20 protein-coding genes are annotated in these 20,148 nt (G+C 70.2%); 10 read left to right on the top strand and 10 right to left on the bottom strand.

Going from position 1 to position 20,148, the window contains the following annotated elements; all coding sequences use genetic code 11:
- Position 1 precedes the first annotated feature (1 nt).
- Genes AB0J64_RS10970 through AB0J64_RS10950 form a run of 5 tightly spaced genes read left to right on the top strand, consistent with a single transcriptional unit; the run spans position 2 to position 5,581 of the window.
- The gene (locus AB0J64_RS10970) at positions 2-1,021 is read left to right on the top strand and encodes an SDR family oxidoreductase (protein WP_364024020.1); all 1,020 of its coding nucleotides are present in this window, start codon (positions 2-4) and stop codon (positions 1,019-1,021) included.
- Complete coding sequence (locus tag AB0J64_RS10965) at positions 1,018-2,280, top strand: DUF4910 domain-containing protein (RefSeq protein ID WP_364024017.1); 1,263 nt, start codon at positions 1,018-1,020, stop codon at positions 2,278-2,280. Before AB0J64_RS10970 ends, AB0J64_RS10965 begins: the two co-directional genes overlap by 4 nt.
- Entirely contained in the window at positions 2,280-3,248 is a 969-nt protein-coding gene (locus AB0J64_RS10960; RefSeq protein WP_364024333.1) for a hypothetical protein, read from the top strand. Before AB0J64_RS10965 ends, AB0J64_RS10960 begins: the two co-directional genes overlap by 1 nt.
- A 12-nt stretch (positions 3,249-3,260) precedes the next feature.
- Positions 3,261-4,709, top strand: a complete 1,449-nt coding sequence (locus AB0J64_RS10955; protein WP_364024014.1) for an oligosaccharide flippase family protein — start codon at positions 3,261-3,263, stop codon at positions 4,707-4,709.
- Positions 4,706-5,581 carry a glycosyltransferase family A protein gene (locus AB0J64_RS10950; protein ID WP_364024011.1) on the top strand — a complete coding sequence of 292 codons (876 nt, stop codon included), beginning with the start codon at positions 4,706-4,708 and terminating at the stop codon, positions 5,579-5,581. The genes AB0J64_RS10955 and AB0J64_RS10950 overlap by 4 nt, the downstream gene beginning before the upstream one ends.
- A 33-nt stretch (positions 5,582-5,614) precedes the next feature.
- Here the strand turns inward: AB0J64_RS10950 and AB0J64_RS10945 are convergent, their stop codons facing one another.
- A complete protein-coding gene (locus AB0J64_RS10945; protein WP_364024008.1) occupies positions 5,615-6,427 on the bottom strand; it encodes a 2OG-Fe(II) oxygenase in 813 nt (270 codons plus the stop codon).
- A 140-nt stretch (positions 6,428-6,567) separates the two neighbouring features.
- Here AB0J64_RS10945 and AB0J64_RS10940 point away from each other — a divergent pair, with 140 nt between their 5' ends.
- Positions 6,568-7,464 carry a hypothetical protein gene (locus AB0J64_RS10940; RefSeq protein WP_364024005.1) on the top strand — a complete coding sequence of 299 codons (897 nt, stop codon included), beginning with the start codon at positions 6,568-6,570 and terminating at the stop codon, positions 7,462-7,464.
- On the opposite strand, the gene AB0J64_RS10935 is transcribed toward AB0J64_RS10940, so the two are convergent.
- Positions 7,465-8,607 carry an acyltransferase gene (locus tag AB0J64_RS10935; RefSeq protein WP_364024002.1) on the bottom strand — a complete coding sequence of 381 codons (1,143 nt, stop codon included), beginning with the start codon at positions 8,605-8,607 and terminating at the stop codon, positions 7,465-7,467.
- Between the two features lie 162 nt (positions 8,608-8,769).
- Between AB0J64_RS10935 and AB0J64_RS10930 the strand changes: the two genes are divergently transcribed.
- On the top strand, positions 8,770-9,612 hold the full coding sequence (locus AB0J64_RS10930; RefSeq protein ID WP_364024000.1) for a hypothetical protein: 843 nt from the start codon (positions 8,770-8,772) through the stop codon (positions 9,610-9,612).
- A 2-nt stretch (positions 9,613-9,614) separates the two neighbouring features.
- Here the strand turns inward: AB0J64_RS10930 and AB0J64_RS10925 are convergent, their stop codons facing one another.
- Positions 9,615-10,502 carry a DUF6492 family protein gene (locus tag AB0J64_RS10925; RefSeq protein WP_364023997.1) on the bottom strand — a complete coding sequence of 296 codons (888 nt, stop codon included), beginning with the start codon at positions 10,500-10,502 and terminating at the stop codon, positions 9,615-9,617.
- Between the two features lie 104 nt (positions 10,503-10,606).
- Here AB0J64_RS10925 and AB0J64_RS10920 point away from each other — a divergent pair, with 104 nt between their 5' ends.
- Together AB0J64_RS10920 and AB0J64_RS10915 are read left to right on the top strand one after the other, a co-directional pair.
- Entirely contained in the window at positions 10,607-11,350 is a 744-nt protein-coding gene (locus AB0J64_RS10920) for a hypothetical protein (protein WP_364023994.1), read from the top strand.
- A complete protein-coding gene (locus AB0J64_RS10915) occupies positions 11,347-12,705 on the top strand; it encodes an O-antigen ligase family protein (RefSeq protein WP_364023991.1) in 1,359 nt (452 codons plus the stop codon). The genes AB0J64_RS10920 and AB0J64_RS10915 overlap by 4 nt, the downstream gene beginning before the upstream one ends.
- Here AB0J64_RS10915 and AB0J64_RS10910 read toward each other — a convergent pair.
- Positions 12,657-13,619, bottom strand: a complete 963-nt coding sequence (locus AB0J64_RS10910) for a hypothetical protein (protein WP_364023988.1) — start codon at positions 13,617-13,619, stop codon at positions 12,657-12,659. The two genes, AB0J64_RS10915 and AB0J64_RS10910, sit on opposite strands and share 49 nt — an antisense overlap.
- 13 nt (positions 13,620-13,632) lie before the next feature.
- A complete protein-coding gene (locus tag AB0J64_RS10905) occupies positions 13,633-14,178 on the bottom strand; it encodes a dTDP-4-dehydrorhamnose 3,5-epimerase family protein (protein WP_364023985.1) in 546 nt (181 codons plus the stop codon).
- Positions 14,179-14,207: 29 nt separating this feature from the next.
- Between AB0J64_RS10905 and AB0J64_RS10900 the strand changes: the two genes are divergently transcribed.
- On the top strand, positions 14,208-15,035 hold the full coding sequence (locus tag AB0J64_RS10900) for a glycosyltransferase (RefSeq protein WP_364023982.1): 828 nt from the start codon (positions 14,208-14,210) through the stop codon (positions 15,033-15,035).
- Here AB0J64_RS10900 and AB0J64_RS10895 read toward each other — a convergent pair whose 3' ends face one another.
- The 5 genes from AB0J64_RS10895 to AB0J64_RS10875 all read right to left on the bottom strand — a co-directional run bounded on the left by AB0J64_RS10895 (position 15,036) and on the right by AB0J64_RS10875 (position 20,147).
- Positions 15,036-15,674 carry a methyltransferase domain-containing protein gene (locus AB0J64_RS10895; protein ID WP_364023980.1) on the bottom strand — a complete coding sequence of 213 codons (639 nt, stop codon included), beginning with the start codon at positions 15,672-15,674 and terminating at the stop codon, positions 15,036-15,038.
- On the bottom strand, positions 15,671-16,840 hold the full coding sequence (locus tag AB0J64_RS10890) for a glycosyltransferase family 4 protein (protein ID WP_364023977.1): 1,170 nt from the start codon (positions 16,838-16,840) through the stop codon (positions 15,671-15,673). Before AB0J64_RS10890 ends, AB0J64_RS10895 begins: the two co-directional genes overlap by 4 nt.
- On the bottom strand, positions 16,830-18,137 hold the full coding sequence (locus AB0J64_RS10885; protein WP_364023973.1) for a nucleotide sugar dehydrogenase: 1,308 nt from the start codon (positions 18,135-18,137) through the stop codon (positions 16,830-16,832). Before AB0J64_RS10885 ends, AB0J64_RS10890 begins: the two co-directional genes overlap by 11 nt.
- 100 nt (positions 18,138-18,237) lie before the next feature.
- Positions 18,238-19,248 carry a GNAT family N-acetyltransferase gene (locus AB0J64_RS10880; RefSeq protein WP_364023970.1) on the bottom strand — a complete coding sequence of 337 codons (1,011 nt, stop codon included), beginning with the start codon at positions 19,246-19,248 and terminating at the stop codon, positions 18,238-18,240.
- Complete coding sequence (locus AB0J64_RS10875; RefSeq protein ID WP_364023967.1) at positions 19,245-20,147, bottom strand: glycosyltransferase family 2 protein; 903 nt, start codon at positions 20,145-20,147, stop codon at positions 19,245-19,247. The genes AB0J64_RS10880 and AB0J64_RS10875 overlap by 4 nt, the downstream gene beginning before the upstream one ends.
- Position 20,148 lies beyond the last annotated feature (1 nt).

Genomic DNA, 20,148 nt, shown 5'->3' with positions numbered 1-20,148 from the left:
CTTGCGGATTCTTCTGACCGGGCACCAGGGGTACCTGGGGAGCGTGATGGCCCCCGTGCTGTCCGCCGCGGGGCACGAGGTGCTCGGCCTCGACTCCGGCCTGTTCGCCGACTGCGTGCTCGGCCCCAGGGTCGACGACCCGCCCGGCTACGCGGTCGATCTGCGGGACGTCTCCGCCGAGATGCTCGAAGGCGTCGACGCCGTGGCGCACCTGGCCGCGCTGTCGAACGACCCGCTCGGCTCGCTGGCGCCCGAGCTGACCTACGACATCAACCACCACGCGTCGGTACGGCTGGCGCGGCTGGCCAAGGACGCCGGGGTGCGCAGGTTCGTCTACGCCTCCACCTGCTCGGTCTACGGCGCGTCCGGGGGCGACGAGCTGGTGAACGAGGACGCGCCGCTGCGGCCCGTGACGCCGTACGCGGAGTCGAAGGTCAGGGTGGAGGACGACCTCGTCAAGCTGGCCGACGCGGACTTCTCGCCGGTGTTCATGCGCAACGCGACGGCGTTCGGGTTCTCCCCGCGCCTGCGGGCCGACATCGTGCTGAACAACCTGGTGGGCCACGCCGTGCTCTCCGGCGAGGTGCTCGTCCTGTCCGACGGCACCCCGTGGCGGCCCCTGGTGCACGCCGAGGACATCGCCGAGGCGTTCCTGCGCGCGATCGAGGCGCCGCGCGACGCCGTGCACGCCAGGGCGTTCAACGTGGGCTCGGAGGCCAACAACGTGACGGTGGCGGAGATCGCCGGCGAGGTGGTCGAGGCCGTGCCCGGGGCCGTGCTGAAGATCACCGGAGAGGCCGGCAACGATCCGCGCTCCTACCGGGTGGACTTCGCCCGGATCCGGGCGGCGCTGCCCGGCTACAGCGCCAGGTGGACGGTCAGGGCGGGAGCGGAGGAGCTGGTGGCGGCGTACCGGACCTACGGGCTGACCAGGCACGACTTCGACCGGCTCTTCACCCGGCTGACGCGGCTGGCCGACCGGCAGGCGGCCAGGAGCATCGATGCGGAGCTCCGCCCGTGAACGGTGACCAGATGCACGCGCTCGTCGAGCGGCTGTACCCGATCTGCCGGAGCATCACCGGCGACGGAGTGCGGCGCACGCTGGAGATCGTCGGCGAGCACCTGCCGCTGACGGTCACCGAGGTGCCGACAGGGACGGAGGTGCTCGACTGGAACGTGCCGAAGGAGTGGAACATCCGCGACGCCTACGTCAAGGACGCCTCCGGGCGGCGGGTGATCGACTTCCGGGAGTCGAACCTGCACGTCGTGGGCTACAGCGTGCCGGTGTCGGGGACGTACACGCTGGAGGAGCTGCGGCCGCGCCTGCACACGCTGCCCGACCAGCCCGACCTGATCCCCTACCGGACCAGCTACTACGCCGAGACCTGGGGGTTCTGCCTCAGCCAGAACGCGCTCGACGCGCTCGGCGAGGGGCCGTACGAGGTGCTGATCGACTCGACGCTCGAGGACGGCTCGCTGACCATCGCCGAGCACGTCGTGCCCGGACGGCTCCCCGACGAAGTGGTGATCTCCTGCCACGTGTGCCACCCGTCCCTGGCCAACGACAACCTCGCGGGCATCGCGGTGGCCGTGGCGCTGGCGCTCCAGCTGAAGGAGCCGCGGTACACGTACCGGTTCCTGTTCATGCCGGGGACGATCGGGGCGATCACCTGGCTGGCGCGCAACCGCGAGCGCGTCCACCTGGTCGCGGCCGGGCTCACGCTGGCGTGCGCGGGCGATCCGGGGTCGCTGACGTACAAGCGGAGCAGGCGCGGCGACGCCGAGATCGACCGGGCCGTCGAGCAGGTCCTCGAAGACCGGCCGCACCGGGTGCTGGACTTCTCCCCGTACGGGTACGACGAGCGGCAGTTCTGCTCGCCCGGGTTCAACCTGCCGTTCGGCGGCCTGACCAGGACGCCGTACGCCGGATACCCGGAATATCACACCTCGGGGGACAACCCGGGGTTCGTCACGCCGGAGGCCATGGAAGACACCCTCGACGCGCTCACGCAGGTGGTCGGGGTGCTGGAGGGCAATCGCACCTACGTCAACCTCAGCCCGTACGGCGAGCCGCAACTGGGCAGGCGCGGGCTCTACGGATCTCTTGGCGGAAGGAGTGACACGAAACAGGCGCAGATGGCGATGTTATGGGTGTTGAACCTGTCCGACGGGGAGCACAGCCTGCTCGACATCGCCCGACGATCCGAGTTGCCGTTCGCCGCCGTGGAGAGGGCGGCCCACGCTCTGCTGGATGCCGGACTGGTGAGGGAGAAGGCGTGATGGATCTCAGGGTCGGAGACGTCGTCGAGGTACGCGGGGAGGCCGAGATCCTGGCCACGCTGGACGATCGGGGCGAGCTCGACGGGTTACCGTTCATGCCGGAGATGCTCCGCTTCTGCGGGCAGCGGATGACGGTGCACAAGGTCGCGCACAAGGCGTGCGACACGATCAGTCACGGCCGCATGCGACGCATGGAACGTGCCGTCCACCTGGCCGGGGCCCGCTGCGACGGCTCGGCGCACGGCGGCTGCCAGACGGCCTGCTCGCTCTACTGGAAGGACGCCTGGCTCAAGAAGGTGTCCGACGGGCCGGTGGCCCCGGACAAGGACCGCAGGCTGCTGCCGCTGCTGGAGATCAACGCGCACAAGCCGCCGGGGCCGGAGGGCGAGGAGCGCTTCGCCTGCCAGGCCACCGAGCTGCATCGCGCGGCGCCGACGTGCGTGCCGCTGAAGGACGTCCGGCAGTACGCCATCGACGTGAAGAGCGGCAACGCGGGCGTGCTGAAGACGCTGCGCGGCCTGTTCTTCGCCGTCTTCAACCGCTACCAGTCGATCAGCCGCAGGGTGCTGCCCGGGTGGCTGCGGATCAGGGGCGGGCTGGCCTGGGGCTGGGTGCCCAAGGGAAAGCCAGGCCCCACCCCGACCGGCACGCTCGCCCTGCAGCCGGGCGAGCTGGTGCGCATCAAGTCGCGGCAGGAGATCGTCGCCACGCTCAACCACGAACGCCTCAACAGGGGCCTCGGCTTCGAGGAGGAGATGGCCAGGCACTGCGGCAGGACCGCCAGGGTCGTCGCACGCGTCGAACGCTGCCTGGACGAGCGCACCGGCGAGCTGCTGCAGATGAAGAACCCCTGCATCGCCCTCGAATCCGTCTACTGCGAAGGGGTCTACAGCGTCAACTGCCCGCGAGAGTTTCTCCCGTTCTGGCGGGAGATCTGGCTGGAGCGCGTCGACGAGACGGCCTCCTAGGGAGAGTTTCACATGGAAGTCAAGGACGCCGAGCAGCAGATCGGCTCCCTCGGCAAGTTAGCCGGGCGTGGGCTGCGCTGGGGTCTGCTGGGCAACCTCGCCACGAAGGCAGGCTCCTTCGTGATGGGGCTGATCCTCGCCCGGTTGCTCGCGCCGGGCGACTTCGGCGTCTACGCGGTCGCGCTGGCCGCGACGGCGTTCGTCATGTCGGTCAAGGACCTCGGCATCATGGTCGCCACCATCCAGTGGCGGGGCAAGCTCGAGGAGATGGCGCCGACCGCCACGGTGCTGTCGTTCCTGTCGGCCATGGCGCTGTACGCGGTGTTCTGGGTGGGCGCGCCGGCCTTCGCGGAGCTGGCCGGCACCGCCCAGGCCGCGCCCGTGGTCAGGCTGCTCACTTCGGTGATCATCGTCGAGGGCTTCACCGCGGTGCGCGCGGCGACGCTGATCCGCCGGTTCGAGCAGAACAAGCTGACGCTCGCCATCGGCATCGGGTTCGCGGTCAACGCGGTGGTGGCCATCGCGCTGGCCGTGGAGGGCGCGGGCGCGTTCAGCTTCGCCTTCGGCCAGGTCGCGCAGTCGGTGGTGACCGGCGTGATCGTCTTCTTCGCGGCCCGGCTGCCGGTGAAGCTCGGGGTGGACCGCGCCATCGCGGTCAAGCTGCTGAAGTTCGGGCTGCCGTCGGCCGCCGGGATCGGGCTGGAGAGCGTGCTGCTCAACGCCGGCTACATCGTGGTGGGCGACATACTCGGGCACGTCTGGCTGGGTTACTACCTGCTGGCCTTCAACGTGTCGAGCTGGGTGCCGGGGTTGATCGGCCAGGCCGTGCGCAACGTCTCCATCCCCGGCTTCTCGCGGCTGGCCGAGCACACCTCCGAGGCGCTGTCGGAGGGCGTGCGGAGGTCGGCGCCGCTGCTGCTGACGGCCATCCTCCCGTTCGCGGTGGTGATGTCCGTGCTCGCGCACCCGCTGGTGTCGTTCCTCTACGGCGGCAAGTGGGACGAGGCGGCGGGCGTGCTGCGCTGGCTGGCGCTGGTGATGGTGGTCAGGATGCTGCTCTCGCTCGCGCTCGACATCCTGTCCGCCCAGGGTGACACCAGGGCCACGGTCTGGATGAACCTCGCCTACGGGGCCGCGCTCATCCCCGCGCTGATCGCCGGCACGCACCTGGAGGGCATCCGCGGGGCCGCGGTCGGCCAGGTGGCGGCCAGCCTGCTCGTGGCGCTGCCGGTGGCGGCGTACTTCCTGCACCGGGCAGGGGTGCGGCTGGCCCCGGTGCTGCCCACCCTCGTGCGGCCCCTGCTGGCCGGGCTCGCCGCGGCGGGGGTGACGGCGGTGGTCAGCCGGGTGGTGGAGGGCAACGCGCTGGTCCAGCTCGTGCTCGCCGGTGGCGCCGGCCTCATCGTGTACGTCCTGCTGGCCGTGCCACTCAGGCAGCTGCTGAGAAAGGAAGCCCGTTGAATCCCGATGTCCTGGTCTCGATCGGCCTGCCCACCTTCAACGGCGGGAGAAACCTGGAGAAGGCCGTCCTGTCGGTGCTGGCCCAGGACCACCAGAACCTGGAGCTGATCATCTGCGACAACGCCTCCACGGACGACACCGAGGAGATCTGTCGCGACCTCGCGGCCGGCGACAGCCGGATCCGCTATCACCGGCAGCCGGAGAACATCGGCCCCGTCGGCAACTTCGCCACGGCGCTCCGCCTGGCCGAGGGGGAGTTCTTCCGCTGGGTCGGCGACGACGACACGCTCGCGGAGTACTGCGTGTCGCGCTCGCTGGAGGAGTTCGCCAAGGACGACAGGATCGTCCTGGTCACCGCGCAGACCGCGTACACGGCCGACGGCGTCACGCGGACCGGCCACTACGAGGGCACCGCGCTGAACTCCGACGACCCCGCCGAGCGCTTCGCCGAGATGCTGCGCCTGCTCACCGAGGACTACGTGCTCATGGACCCGCTGTACGGCGTGCACCGTACCGCGGTCGCCAGGACCGTTCCGCGCCGGGTGCTGGTGCGCGAGGACGAGATCGCCGCCGCCCAGCACGCCCTGTCCGGCCCCTGGGCACACGTGCCCGAGGTGCTCTCGCACCGCAACTGGGCCAACGCCAACCCGGTGAAGATGAGCGGCCGGCTGGCCCTGCCCGCCTGGCGCGGCTACTTCGCCACGCTCATCCAGGTCCGCGTGCTGCTCGGCGTCATCGACCAGACGGAGCTCACGCCGGACCAGCGCCGCCGGGCGCGGCGGGCGGTCTTCAAGCTGTACGTCTCACGTCAGCGGCGGCTCGCGGCACGAGGCGGGAGAAAGCTCGCCCGCCTCGCCCACCTGACCCGCTGACCCCCGCGCCCCCGAAGAGGGCCGGGGGTCGGTTCACTTGGAGCGGTCCCGGCGCCCGGCCAGATCGACGAGCGCCGGGGGCGCCCAGCGCTTGAGCACCTGGCGCAGGTTGTTCTTGTACTTCTCGCCGGGACGCTGCTTGAACAGCGTCGTGTGATCGGCGTTGATCTCCTCGTCAGGGCGGCCGTTGGAGTAGTAGTAGAGCGCCATCGACCGCCGGGCCCGCTCAGGAGGGCAGGTCAGCGGATCGGGGTGGCCGTGGTTGGCGTCGTCGGTGGTGGCGAACAGCACGAACCGGTTGAACACCGGCAGCACCGCCTGCTCGCACGTGCTCATGTCCTTGTTCCAGAGCTGCAGGTGCCCGCCGTAGCTCTCCTCCCAGTCCCTGTTGAGGTAGAGCAGCCCGTTGAGCCTGCGGTCGAGGTCGAGCCGGCGGTGCCGGTTGAAGTCGGCGTGCACCTTGAGGAAGCCGCCCGACCTGATCTGGTGCAGCCCGCCGCCCTCCAGATGCGGGTCGGGCACGAGCCGCTCGATGCCGGTCAAACGTTCCAGGAACTCGATGAAGACCTGCCCGTTGAACTCGGCCAGCAGGTGCCGCGTCGCCGGCCCCATCTGCTCGGTGTCCTGCAAAGCCAGCTTCACTTCCTTGGAACTGTCGAACCGCTGCCAGTCGGCGTCCTTCGGCTCGGGAAACTCCGCGAGCACCGGATCGAGCACGCCTTCCGGCAGGAAGTCGTCGATCACCACGTGCCGGAACGGCGACGCGGTCAGAAAGCTCGGACGCAGGCTGTCGGCGAGCGGGAACAGTTCGTCACGCCGGAACGTGAACTGCTGGACTTCCTGCATTTTCGACTCCATCTGTCGGCGAAAGGCCCATATTGGTAATCGGAAATGAGGGGCTGATTTGTTACACGAAATAACGCTGTAACGAAGTGCGCAGAACCGCCGAGACACCGAGTAGAAAGCGCAAGACAGGTGAGGTGCACATGACCACCATTTTCTCCGACAGCGGGATGGACGACGAAACCCGGCGCGGCCTGATCTATCGGGGGGACGTGTTCGTCTACTCCCCGACCGCGGCGTCACTCGAGCTCGTCGCGTTCGCGAAAGAGCTGATCACCGACGCGTTCGGGAAGCGTAATCCGGAAACCGCGCAGTTCGACATGGCAGTGGAGGACTTCGCCGCCCTCCTGGCCGAGCTCAAGCCCCGATTCATCCACCATCCGCGCAGCAAGAACCTGCTCGTCCAGGTCATGGAGGAGCTCGGATTCCCGCTGGAACAGACGTACTTCGACGTGCCGCGGCTGCGCACCTCGACCTCGAACCACTATCTCGACTCGGGGATCTCCTACGCCTACCACGCGCACCGCGACTGCTGGTACGCCGCCCCGTTCAACCAGATCAACTGGTGGCTGCCGATTTTCGACGTGGTCCCGGAAAATGTCTTCGCCCTGCACCCTCGCTATTTCGACCGGCCGCTCCGCAACGGCAGCGGCACGTACGAGTACGGCGAATGGCAGCGCGTTTCCCGCCCCACCGCCGCGCAGCACATCCACTCCGACACAAGAGAGCAGCCCAAAGCGCAGGAGGACTTCGACCCCGAGCCCGAGTTACGGATCGTGACCGAGCCCGGCGGGATGCTGCTCTTCTCCGGCGCCCATCTGCATTCCACGGTCAACAACACCTCGGGAAGGACCCGCTTCAGCATCGACTTCCGCTGCGTCAACATCGACGACGTGCGTGCCAGGAGGGCCGCGCCCAACGTCGACGCCACCTGCCTCGGCACCACGCTGCGCGACTTCATGCGCTGCACGGACCTGGAGCCGATGCCGGAGGAGCTGGCCAGGGAGTACGAGGAGGAGGCGCTCGTCAAGGCCGGTTGATCACTGCGTGCGGGCCCGCGCGAGCCGGGCCCGCACCGCGGCGCGCAGCGCGGCCGGCGTCCTGTTCCTGGTGAACGGGAGCTCGAAAACCCCCGCGAACAGCCGCGCCGCCACCACCGTCACCGGCACGGCCAGCACCAGAGAGACCAGGAACGCCGGGACGCCCTGCTCCATGCGCGGGGCGACCACGAGCGCGTGGATGTTCACCACGATCGGCGCGTGGATCAGGTAGAGGCTGTACGAGAAGGAACCCAGGCTCTTCACGGGCCCGGTGTCCAGCAGCCACACGACCGGCGCCGGCTTCCCGGTCGCCACCGCCGCCAGCAGCAGCACGATCGCGGGCCCGATCGCCAGGTCGATCCAGTAGAGGTTGCCGATCGTCCACACCGAGCCCTTGATCACGATGAGCGCCAGCACCGGCAGCAGCGCGGCCGCCGCCAGCCACTGGAACGGGACCCGCCGCTGGAGCCGTACGACGCCCGCGCCCGCCATGCCCAGCGCGAACAGCGCGGCGAACTGCGGTGTCAGCCGCATCAGCTCGCCCACCACGGGCACCACCTGCGCGAGCAGCCCGACGGCCGCCACGACCGCGGTCACCGCGCCCACCATGACGATCGCGCCCATCCTGCGCAGGATCAGCAGCAGGAGCGGGAAGACGAAATAGAGCTGGGCCTCCACGGCGATCGACCACAGGGCGCCGTTGGGGCTCGGGCTGCCGAACACGTCCTGCAGCAGCAGCCCGTAGATCAGCACCGACTTCCCGGTGGGCACGCCCTGCTCGGGCTGCGGCACCAAAGTCCAGGCGATCACCAGGCTGAGCGCCACCGCGGCCCAGTACGGCGGCAGGATCCGCCAGGCGCGGCGGTAGGCGAACGTGCCGAGCGAGTCCAGCCGCCACCCGTTGCGGGCCGGCGAGAGGGCGAGGGAGAAGCCGGACAGCACGATGAACACCACGACCGCGAAGTGCCCGTAGACCATCCAGCTCGCCCAGCCGGGCCCGGTGTCCCGGGGAAAGCCGGGGAACGACAGTAGCCAGACGTGGTGGAAGACGACGAAAAGCGCAGCTAGACCGCGTATTCCGTCGAGGCCGGCCAGCCTGCGGCGTTCGACGGTGGCCGTCTGCAGCATTTCAGCGGACTTCACGACGGTCTATCGGTCGCGTCGGTTCGGACGTAACAGGTAAGTCCGTTTTTCGGATGAACAGTTGTGGCATAGCCGACAGGAACCCTGTACGCCATGCCGGGGGAATGTTAATTTCCGCACATTCGAACAGCTCGAAAATTTTGCGCAGGGGGCGGGGCAGTCTTGGAGTTCTGGAAAACCGTCTTCGACCTGGCGCGACGTAAGCTCGTCGGCCCCCCGATCCTCGCGCTCGCCGTGGTGGCCGGGGTCGTGGGGTTCCTCATCGTGCCTGCTCACTACACCGCCAACGTGGTGCTGCTGCTGACCGGTCCAGGCAACACGCAGCCGGCGCCGGGCGAGCCCCTGTCGAAGGCAGGGCGGACGAACCCGCTGCTGGTGGACAGCACGGGGCTGCGTACGACGGCGGCGACGCTGATCCTGTCGATCGGCACTCCCGAAGTGCTGGCTCAGCTCGGCGCGCCCAAGGACGGGCCGAACAAGCTCGTGATCGACGACGGAGGCAGCAACCAGGCGCTGTTCGGCAGCGGTGGACCGTTCCTATCCATCACCGCGGACAGCCCGAGCGAGCGGACCGCCAAGGAGCTCGTGGTGCGGGCGCAGAAGCGGGTCGAGGACGAGCTGGCCGCCAAGCAGAAGGAGCTTGGGGCGCCGGCGATCCTGTACATCTCGCTGGTCAACGTCACACCGCCGTCCACGCCCGAGGCGCAGCTCGGGGGGAAGGTGCAGACGGCGGGGATCGCGGCCGTGCTCACGCTCTTCGCGGGGTTCGCGGCGGCGTACGCGTGGACGCTCAGGCAGGCCAGGCGGCGCGTCGCGGCCGGACCCTCGACGGAGGCCTGGACCGAGGCCGTGGACACCGTCGAGCCGCGGCCCGTCCTGGAGCTCGCCCCGAAGACGGACGAAGCGCCCGCGCCCGAGCCCAAGGAGGAGGACGCCCAGCCCGGCAAGCCTCAAGCCGTGGACGAGGACTCGGCGGACACTCAGACGTTCCCTATCGTCAAATAAGGTCAGCGCCCCGAGACCACCTCGGCGCACCGGCGCACCGCTGCCTGCCTGACGGGCAGCGGCGTGCCGGACTTGGCGGAGATCATCATGCCGATGGCCTCCGGGTTGAGCCGGTCGGCGAAGGCCAGGGCGCCGTCGTGGTCGAGCGGCGTCCTGTCCCAGTAGTTGTGGCAGATCGCGGTGTTGGCCGGGGGCGGGTCGGCGAGGGAGTGCACCTCGTCGACGTACACGCCGTACAGGATGAACTCGGAGACGTGCAGCCGCGAGGTGAACGCGTCGAGCCAGTGGCGGCCGGTGGTCTGCTGGATCCTGGTCCGCATGTCCCGCACCACCCGCGGGTCCCAGAACGTCAGCGAGCTGACGTAGTCGTGCAGCGGCGGCGGTGGCGCGTCGGGCAGGCCGAGCAGGTCGCGGGCCACCTGGTGCCAGCGGACGTGCCTGGTCATGCCCGCGTGCACGGCGTACTCGGCCCGGTGCAGGCTGAGCCGCCCGTCCGTACGGAACGCGGCCACGTCCACCGGCCTGACCAGCACGATGTCGGAGTCGGCGATCAGCACCGCGTCGGCCTCGATCCTGGCCGTGGCGGAGAGCTTTAGCGCCTGCTGGATCACCCAGCCGCGGATGGGCGGCCACGGGCGCATGGTGTTGACCCACAGGCCCGACCGGGGCACGCGGGCGTACCGGCGGGGCAGCAGCTCTGGCTCGGTCCATATCCGGCAGCGGGCGCCCGCGTAGCGCGCGAACAGCCCCTTGTCGCGCGGCGGCACGATCACGTGGTGCACGGTGTCGTCCGTGGTGTGCTCGAGCACGGACGCGTGCAGGTCGGCGAAGAGCTCGGCGTCGGGGCCGAAGCTCGGTGTCACCACTGCCAACTGGGTCACGGAAGTCATATCGCCATAGGACAGGCGAGTCGTTACGTAACACATGTGCGCCATTGGAACGATACTTGTGTGTCACGCCGGGGCCCGTGTTCGCGGCCTGAGGGGGAGGGCGCATGGACTTCTGGCTCACGGTCCTGGTTCTGTTCCGTCGTTGGTACGTCTCCGTGCCGGCGTTCCTGCTGGCCGTGGGGGTGGCCGTGGGCGTCTACTCGACGGTGCCGACCCTGTGGACCTCCAACGCGGCCATGGTGCTCACCACCCCCCGTACGGGCGCGAGCCTGCCGGTGCATCCGGGCACCACGAACGCGCCCGTGAACCCGCTGCTCAACTTCGACCGCGGGCTCACGATGACGGCCTCGATACTGACGGCCCGGCTCACGACCGCCGACACGGCCGCCGAGCTCGGCATCGTGCCGAACGGGCCGGTCACGTACAAGGTGCACAACGGCAGCACGAACGCCGAGGCGCTGGCCTCCGGGCCGTTCGTGTTCATCGAGAGCGAGGCGAGCTCGCCCGATGCGGCGCGGGACATCGTCCGCAAGGTGGCGGCCCGGGCCAAGGTCGAGCTGCTCAAGGGCCAGCAGGCGGTGAACGCGCCGCCGGCCACGTTCATGACGCTGACCCAGGTGGTCGCGCCGGCCCCGCCGGAGCCCGAGCCGGGGCGGAAGCTGCGGGCCGCCGTGGTGGCGCTCGCGCTGGGTCTCATGACGAGCCTGTTCGCCACGTACGCGTTCGACAGCTTCGCCGACGCGCGCAGGCGCCGCAGACAGACGGCCACGGCGTTCCGCCCGTCCGTCCAGGTGGACCAGCGGGTCCTCGTCGCCGCCGACGCCCACGTGAACGGCAAGCACACGTGACCACCGGACTGGACCCCCGGCCGCTGCCGGGGATGCCGCGCCCGGCGGACGCGGCCACGCTGGTCTGCCTGTTCGTGGTGACGCTCATGCTCATCCCGGCCCGCATGATCATCCGCGGGCTCCCGCTGGCGCTGTCCGTCGCCAACGTGCTCGCGCTCGTCGCCGCCCTCCTGTGGCTCTGCTCGCAGCTCACCAGGACGCTGGGCGCCGCCAAGGGCCGCAACCCCGTCAGGTACGCGCTCTTCCTGTACGTGGCCTCGGCCGCCGCCTCGTACGGCTACGGCACCTACGGCTACCTGCCGACCGACGAGCTCAACCTGGCCGACCACGCGATCGTGCTGGTGCTGGCCAACGCCGGACTCGCGCTGGCGGTGTGCGACGGCATCCGGCTGCGCGAGCGGCTGGACTTCGCGCTCAAGGCCATCGTGGTGGCCGGCGCGCTCATGTCGCTGGTGGGCGCGTTCCAGTTCCTGCTCAACCTCGACCTGACGCAGTACATGCAGATCCCCGGGCTGCGGTTCGTGATCGAGGACAAGTTCGTCTTCGACAGGAACGCGATGCGCAGGGTGGCGGCGACGGCGGCGCACCCGATCGAGTTCGGCGTGGTCTGCGCCATGATCCTGCCGCTCGCCGTCCACTACAGCTTCCGCGCGCGCGAGCTGGGCAGGCCCGCGCTGCGCTGGTGGCTGTGCACGGCCGCGATCGGCATGGGGCTGATGTTCTCGGTGTCGAGGTCGGCCATCCTGGGCCTGGTCGGGGTCGGGATCGTGCTGATGCTCGGCTGGCCGGCGCGGCGGCGGATCCAGGCCCTCGTGGTCCTGGCCGGTTTCCTCGTCGTGATGAAGGTGATCTCCCCGGGGCTGCTCGGCACGATCTTCGGCCTGTTCGACAACTTCTTCAACGACAGCAGCATCGGCTACCGCACCCACGACTACGCCTTCGCGGGGCAGGAGATCTCCAAGCACCTGTGGCTGGGGCGCGGCATGGGCACCTGGTACTACCCCAAGTACCAGGTCTTCGACAACCAGTACATCCAGGGCGCGATCGACACGGGGATCATCGGCGTGGCGATCTTCCTCGGCATGTTCGTCTGCGCGTTCGTCTGCGCGCTACGGGCCCGCTACCTCAGCGCGGACCCGGGCGTCAGGGAGCTGGGGCTCACGCTGGCGGCCTGCCTGGTGGCCCCGGTGCTCGGCGCGGCCACGTTCGACCTGCTGTCGTTCGCGATCGTCACCGGCCTGGCGTTCCTGCTGATCGGGGCCACCGGGGCGCTGCTCCGGATGGCGGAGGCCGAGCGGCGCCCCGATCACTTGCCGTTGCAGGTGAGCGGCCGGACGATGGAGGTGACCCGGTAATCCTGGTCGATGGTGACGATGTGGTTGTCCTCGAACTGGATGGTGTCCAGGCAGTCGCCCGACATGGGAGCGAACTCCCACGTCTTGTCCACCACCAGGTTGTTCTTGACGACCAGGCTGCCGTGGATGTTGTGCAGCTGGACCGTGTAGTTGCCGCCCATCACCAGGTTGTTGGTCACCGTGACGTCCCGCGTGCCGTCCGGCCGGTCGTTGAAGAAGATCGGCGAGTTGTAGTTGGCGACGCCGCGCATGTCGAGCGTGGTGTGGTCGAGCGTGAAGCTCTTGCCCGCGTTGAAGGTCTGGACGCCGTCGGAGTAGTTCTTGGTGCCGTCGGAGCAGAGCTTGGCGTACGAGTCCTTGATCGAGATGTTGTCCCCCGAGTCGCGGAACCCGTCGGCGTGCCCGCGGATCAGCACCCGCTCGACCGTGTAGTTGGCGACGCCGATGGCGGGCGCGGTCAGGCACTGGCCGGTCGGCCCCACCGTGCTGTCGGCGATGCTGTAGGTGTAGTCGCGGCCGTCGAACTCGGCCTGGATGCCGCCGTCGATCTGGCTGTTGACGATCTTGACGTTGTCGGCGGCGATGAGCAGGTCGCCGGTGACGTGCACGCCGTCGAGCACGGTGTTCGCCTTGGTCACCCGGTGCGCCGGGCCGTCGTTGGCCTCCAGCGTGCGTAGCGTGGTGCCGGGCGGGAGGCCCGTGCAGGCAGGTGTGGGGTGGTCAGGGCAGCGCCGGCCGTCAGGGGCCACGACCGGGCGTGACGGGAGCTGGGGCGGCGGCGGGGCCGTCGTCGCACTGGCCGACGGAGCGCCCGAGGCGGTCACCGTGACCGTCACGGTGGGCCTGGGCGCCGTGCCGCTCGCGCCGCACGCCGCCGTGAGCAGCACCACCCCGGCCATGAGGAGCCTTCGCATGGACCGACCTCCCCTAGGCCAGACGCTCGAGCAGCCGCGCCCACGAGCCCGCGTCGAGATCGCGCGGGCTGATCGCCGTGACGGGCAGCGGCCAGTCGATCTTGAGGTCGGGGTCGTCGTAGCGCACTGCCAGATCTTCCGACGGATCGTGCTCCCTGTCGATCCGGTAGCAGGTGTCGGCCTCGTCGGTCAGCGCCTGGAAGCCGTGCAGGAATCCGGCCGGCACGTACAGGGTGAGGAAGTCCCGGTCGTCCAGCCGTACCGAGAACTGCTCGCCGAACGTGGGGGAGCCGGGACGGATGTCCACCAGCACGTCGTGCACGGCGCCGCGGGCGCAGCGCACCAGCTTGGCCTCGCCCCGCCCGGACCTGCCGTGCATGCCGCGCACGGTGCCCTGACGCGAGCGCGACTGGCTGTCCTGGACGAACGCGGCCGGGTCGATGCCGTGCTCGGCCGCCACGCGGGTGTCGAACGTCCTGGTGAACAGGCCGCGGTCGTCGCGGTGGGGCGACGGTCTGAACAGCAGCACCCCGTCGAGCGGGGTCCGCTCTACTTGCATGGAAGCATCCTTTCGAAAGGGGCCGGCCGATGGAGCCCGTCGCGAGCGTCGTCATCCCCGCGCACAACGAGGAAGCGGTCATCGGGGCGGGACTGGCGGCCCTGCTGGGGGATTCGCGGCCGGATGAGTTCGACGTCGTCGTGGTGGCCAACGCCTGCGCCGACGCGACCGCCGCGGTGGCCCGCGCGGCGGGCGTGCGGGTGATCGAGACGCCGGTCGGGGGCAAGGCGCACGCGCTCAGGCTGGGCGACGCGGCCTGCCGTACGTTCCCCCGCCTCTACCTCGACGCGGACGTCGAGCTCAGCACGGCGTCCGCGCGGGCGCTGGTGGCCGCCTGCGGGCGTCCGGGGGTGTTGGGCTGCGCGCCGGTGCCCGTGCTGGACCTGGCGGGCGCCGGGTGGGCCGCCAGGCGCGTGCACAAGGTGCACGACCGCATGGTCGGGCCCAGCCGCGTGCTGGCGGGGGCGGGCGTCTACGTGCTCGGCGAGGAGGGGCATGCCAGGGCCTTCCCGGTGCCCGACGACGTGCTGTCCGACGACGGCTGGGTGCACGCGAGCTTCGCGGACGGCGAGCGGGTCGCGGTGCCGGAGGCCACGTCGATCGTGCGCCCGGCCAGGACCGTCCGCGCCTACCTGCGCCGCCGGGTCCGCGTACGGCTGGGCAACAGGCAGTTGGCCGCGCTCGGCCGCCCGGTGACCCTGACCGGCCTCCGGCTGTCCTCCGTGGGCACGCTCGTACGCGGCCGCGAGGTGAGCCCGCTGGACGCGCTCTGCTACCTGGCCGTGCTGGTGCTCGACCGGGCGCTGACCACGCTCCGGCGCCCCGGCCGGGTCCGGTGGGGGACCACCCGTGATTGATCACCTCGGCAGCAGGTCGTAGGTCCTGATCGTCCCGAACGGCGGGCCGAGCGGATCCGGCTTGAGGTTGATCGTCCGCAGGTGGCGGAAGCGTCCCGTGCTCATCAGGTACGGCTCCTCCAGCGGGTTCCCGTAGATCATCCGCACCGGTCGCGGAGCCCGGTCCACCGAGGCGACCAGCCGGTCGATGACCTCGCTGAAGATCTTGCCGCGGAACGGGTTGTTGAAGAACGCCACGGTCACGTCGTCGGGGATGGCGTAGTCGAGCACGTCCGAGGCGATCAGCTCGATCTCGCCGCACTTCCGGCGCACCCGCATGTTCCTGACGTTCTCCTTGGCGATGCCGGTGAGCTCCTCGGACAGCTCGACCCCGATCACCCGCTTGAAGGGGTACTGGGACGCCTGCACGATCACCCGGCCCATGCCCGAGCCGAAGTCCACGAACACGTCCCGCTCGCCCACCTCGCTCTTGGGCAGCGCCTTGCGCAGCGCCCGCCAGTTGAGCGCGGCGTAGTAGACGCGATCCTCGCCTTCGAGCCCCATGTCGGCCAGGTCGACGCGCTCGGCCGTGCGCACGCCGTATCTGCGCTCGTACAGGAGCTGGCCGACGTTGCGCCGCAGCCACTTGTATGCACTCATGCGATCACTTTCGAGTAGGCGGCTATGAGGGCTTTGCGGGATTCGTTCCAGGACAGAGGACCCTGGACGCGCGCCTGGCCGATCTCGCCCATCCTGCGCCGTTCCTCCGGATGGTCCAGCAGGTACGAGATCAGCTTCGCGAACTCGGCCTCGTCGTTGGCCGGCGCGTACACGGCCGCCTCGCCCGCCGACACCCGCGCCTCGCGCAGCTCGAAGGAGACGATCGGCTTGGCCATGGCCATGTACTCCATGACCTTGTTCATGGTGGAGACGTCGTTCAGCGGGTTGAGGGGGTCGGGCGACAGGCACACGTCGGCCGTGGACAGATAACGCATCAGGTCCTCGTCGGGGATCCGCCCGGTGAACTCCACCCGGTCACCCAGCCCGAGCTCCTTCGACAGCGCCACCATCGCGTCGAACGTGTCGCCGCCCCCGACGAACACCGCGTGCCAGTCCTGCCGCTCCAGCTTGGCCAGCGCCCGCAGCGCGTAGTCCACGCCGTCCTGCGGCCCCATGACGCCCAGGTAGCACAGCAGGTACGGCTTGCCGCGCTTGGCCGACCCGTCCGGCGGCACCTGGTGGAACCGCTCGACGGCGGGTGCGCTGCGCACCACGAAGACGTCTTCGGGCCGCTTGCCGCCCCTGGTCAGCGCGGTCTGCCGGTAGCTCTCGTTGGTCGCGATCACCACGTGTGCCGCCTGGTACGTGAGCCGCTCCAGCCGGCACACCGCGCGGTAGAGCAGGTCCTTGCCCCGCCCGAACCGCGACAGGTACAGCTCGGGCACCAGGTCGTGCTGGTCGAACACGAACCGCGTGCCGCGCCTGGCCAGCCGCCGCGCCACCAGGAAGAACAGGTCCGGCGGGTTGCACCCGTGCACCACGTGGACCGGTCCCACCTTCCTGGCCAGCCGGAACGTGTGCCAGAGCGCCGAGCCGTACTCCTTGAGATAGCCCAGCGGCCCGCCGGTCGCCGCCTTGAGCGGGTAGCGGTGGATCGCGATGCCGTCGATCAGCGCGTACGGCTCCGTGTCCTGCTTGGCCCCCTGCGGGCAGATGACGTGCACCTCCCAGCCCGCGTCCCGCAGCGTGACGCTCTCCTGCCACACCCGGCGGTCCATGGGCACGGAGAGGTTCTCGACGAGGATGAGTGCTCGTTTACCAGGCAAGGCCCACGTATCCAGGGGTCGTCCGGCGCTCGGCGGCGTCGGGGAGGCGGACGAGGTCGATGATCGTACGGGTGCCCGCGCGGGCGACGGCGTCCAGCACCGCCGGCTCCCGAGAGCCGATCACGCACACGTCGGCGTGCTCGAGCACGTCGTCGATCGAGGTGGTCAGCAGGTCGCCCAGGTGGGGGAGGCGCTGCTCGATGTAGTCCCGGTTGGCGCCCATCAGGCGCGACAGGGTCACGTTCTCGTCGTAGATGCGCAGGTCGTACCCCTTGCCGAGGAGCCGTTCCGCCAGCTCGACCAGGGGGCTCTCGCGCAGGTCGTCGGTGCCTGGCTTGAACGACAGGCCGAACAGCCCGACCTTGCGGCTGTCGGCGGCCACGACCAGCTCGAACGCGCGCTGCAGATGCGCCTCGTTGGCGGGCAGGACGTGGGAGAGCAGCGGCACGGAGACGTCGGCCCTGCGCGCGGCGTAGACCAGGCCGCGCAGGTCCTTGGGCAGGCACGAGCCGCCGAACGCGAACCCCGGGCGCAGATAGGCCGGGCTGACGTTGAGCTTGCGGTCGGCCAGGAACACGTCCATGACCTCGTGCGAGTCGATCCCCAGCGCCTGGCAGACCGCGCCCAGCTCGTTCGCGAAGCTGATCTTCAGCCCATGGAACGCGTTGTCCGCATATTTCGTCATCTCGGCCACCGCGATCGGCACGTGGAACACCTCGCCGGGCAGGCCCTCGTAGAGGGCTGCCACCAGCTCGCCGGCGGCCGGGTCGCTCTCGCCGATCACGGTCTTGGGCGGCTCGAAGAAGTCCCTGACGCTGGTGCCCTCGCGCAGGAACTCCGGGTTCACCGCCACCCCGAAGTCCCGGCCCGCCCGCATCCCCGACGCGGCCTCCAGGATCGGGATCAGCAGCCCCTCGCAGGTGCCCGGCAGCATCGTGCTCCGGAACACCACGATCTGCCCCTCGCTGAGCGCGCCGCCTATCTCCTCGGCCACCCGCTCTAAATAGCGGGTGGATAAGCTGCCGTTCCCGGCCGACGGCGTGCCCACGCAGACCAGCGACACGTCCGTCGCCCGCACCGCCTCGGCGGCGTCCGTGGTCGCCCGCAGCGCGCCCTTGCGGACCATCTCGGCGGTCAGCTCGCCGATGCGCTCCTCGACCACCGGCGCGCGGCCGGAGGCGACGAGGTCCACCTTGGTCTGGTTGACGTCCACGCCCACGACCTCGTGCCCCATCGAGGCCAGGCAGGCGGCCGACACGCAACCGACGTAACCGAGTCCGAAGACACTGATTCTCACGGTCCGGGCCCTCCCCCGTCGCGTCAGGAGCAGGGCCTCGGGGCATATGTCGTGCCCCACCCGGCTCACCCTAGTTTGTTCGCCACAGCTTGTTGGAGCGTTACAGGTTCCTGATCTTGCGTGCGAGTGCTCTGAGGCGCTCCGACCGCCTGGCCCGGGCGGCGAGCGAGTCGCGCGCCCTGCGTGCGGCCAGCCGCATCCGGCTGCGCGTGACCATCCCCTGGCAGACGACGCTCTCGCCGGTCTTGGCCCGGCGCTTGTACTCGTCGTCGCCCCGGCCCAGGTCGATGCGGGTGAGGCCGAGCCCGGGGGCGGCCCGTACGAGCTCGCGCAGCAGGATCCAGCCGGGGGCCAGCCCGGAGTGGGCGGGGTCGTAGACCGGGAACCACCAGTGCAGCACGCCGCCGGAGCGCATGCCGAAGTGGGCGGCCAGCAGGTGCGGGCCCGCGTGCACGGTGGACAGCACGCCGCCGAAGTCGGGGTCGCGGGTGTGCAGAAGCTTGGTGAGCAGCTCGATCCTGCCGGGCTCGGCGAAGTAGTCCCTGGCGCCGGTGGCGGCGTACTGGGCGCGTTTGAGTCGTACGACCTGCTCCAGGGCCTCGGGATCGACCGTGTCCGCCTCGAAGCGGACAGGGCCCAGCGTGCGCTCGGCCTTGGCGGCGCGCCGCCTGGCCTGCCCCATGTTCTCCTTGCCCGTCCGCGACGCGCGGCCCAGATAGCCGTCCAGCCCGCCGGTCACGTCCACGTACGGCGAGGCCCGGCGCGTGACCACCCACGGCTCGAACTCCTCCTGCTCCAGCAGGTGGTCGAACTCCAGGCCGTCCAGCAGCTCCGCCGGGCGGAACGGCGTGCCCGGCGCGCGGATCGGCCCCTGGAAGTCGGCTCCCGGCCAGCCCACGGGCCGCAGCCGGGCGCCGTCGCGGTGGCAGGCCATGAGCGCGGTGATCTCCCCGCGCCCGTCCCTGGAGACGGCCACGTGCACCTTCGCGAACTCGTGGACGGCCGCCGCGAAACCCGGGTGGAAGTACGGGCTGTCCAGCGCCGGGTTCATCGCCCGCAGCCGGTGCCAGGCGTCCAGCTCCTCGGTGGTGAGCTCGTCGAACGCCTTCACGGGGCCGTCATCACGGTCGAGGGCCGCAGCAGCGCGGCGACCGACGCCTTGGAGATCTTCCTGCCCGCCAGCGCCCGCGCGCCCTCGCCGAGCAGCACGGCCAGGTAGTACGCGGCCCCCGCCAGCCGCCCCCTCCGCCTGCGGAACAGCGTCACCTTGTTGACGATCAGCAGCGCGGCCAGCGCCGGGTTCGTGCCCGAGTCGCCGCCGATGTGCTCGATGACCGACGCGGGCTCGTACCAGGTGAGCCAGCCCTTGTCGGCGGCCCGCAGGCAGTACTCGGTCTCCTCGCTGTAGAGGAAGAACGACTCGTCCCACGGCCCGATCTCCCGCATGGCGGGCACGGACATCAGCATCGCCGCCCCGGTGGCCCACGCGAACGCGCCGGGGCGCTCGTACTCGCGGGGGTTGGTGACCAGCTCGCCGAGCCGCCCCATCCGCCCGGCCAGGTCCCCGCCGATGATCGCCTCCACCACAGCCCTGCCGACCGTGGGCATCCGGCGCAGCGACGGCTGCAGCGACCCGTCCGGATTGACCATGTACGGCACCGCGATGCCTCTGTGCGGCTCCCGCAGGGCCCTGGCCAGCGGTTCGATCGACCCGGGGAGCAGGCGGCAGTCCGGGTTGATGACGTACACGGCGTCCAGCTCGTCGAGGTCCAGCGTGTCCACGGCGGCGTTGATCGCGGCCGCGTACCCGGCGTTCCTGCCGAGCTGGACCGTGCTCACCGGCAGGTCCTCGACCCGTTTGGCGACGACCTCGCAGTCGTCGGCCGAGGCGTTGTCGGCCACGACGACGGCGGCCAGCTCCACGCCGCGCGCGCCCTCCGCGAGGCTGCGCAGGCAGCCCTCCAGCACGTCGGCGCTGTTGTAGGTGACGATCACCACCGCGACACGCATC

The organism is Nonomuraea sp. NPDC049695, assembly GCF_040674955.1.
In the GTDB taxonomy this organism is placed as follows: Bacteria; Actinomycetota; Actinomycetes; order Streptosporangiales; family Streptosporangiaceae; genus Nonomuraea; species Nonomuraea helvata.
The sequence above is the reverse complement of the archived record's forward strand: the minus strand, read 5'-3'. Positions and strand labels throughout refer to the sequence as shown.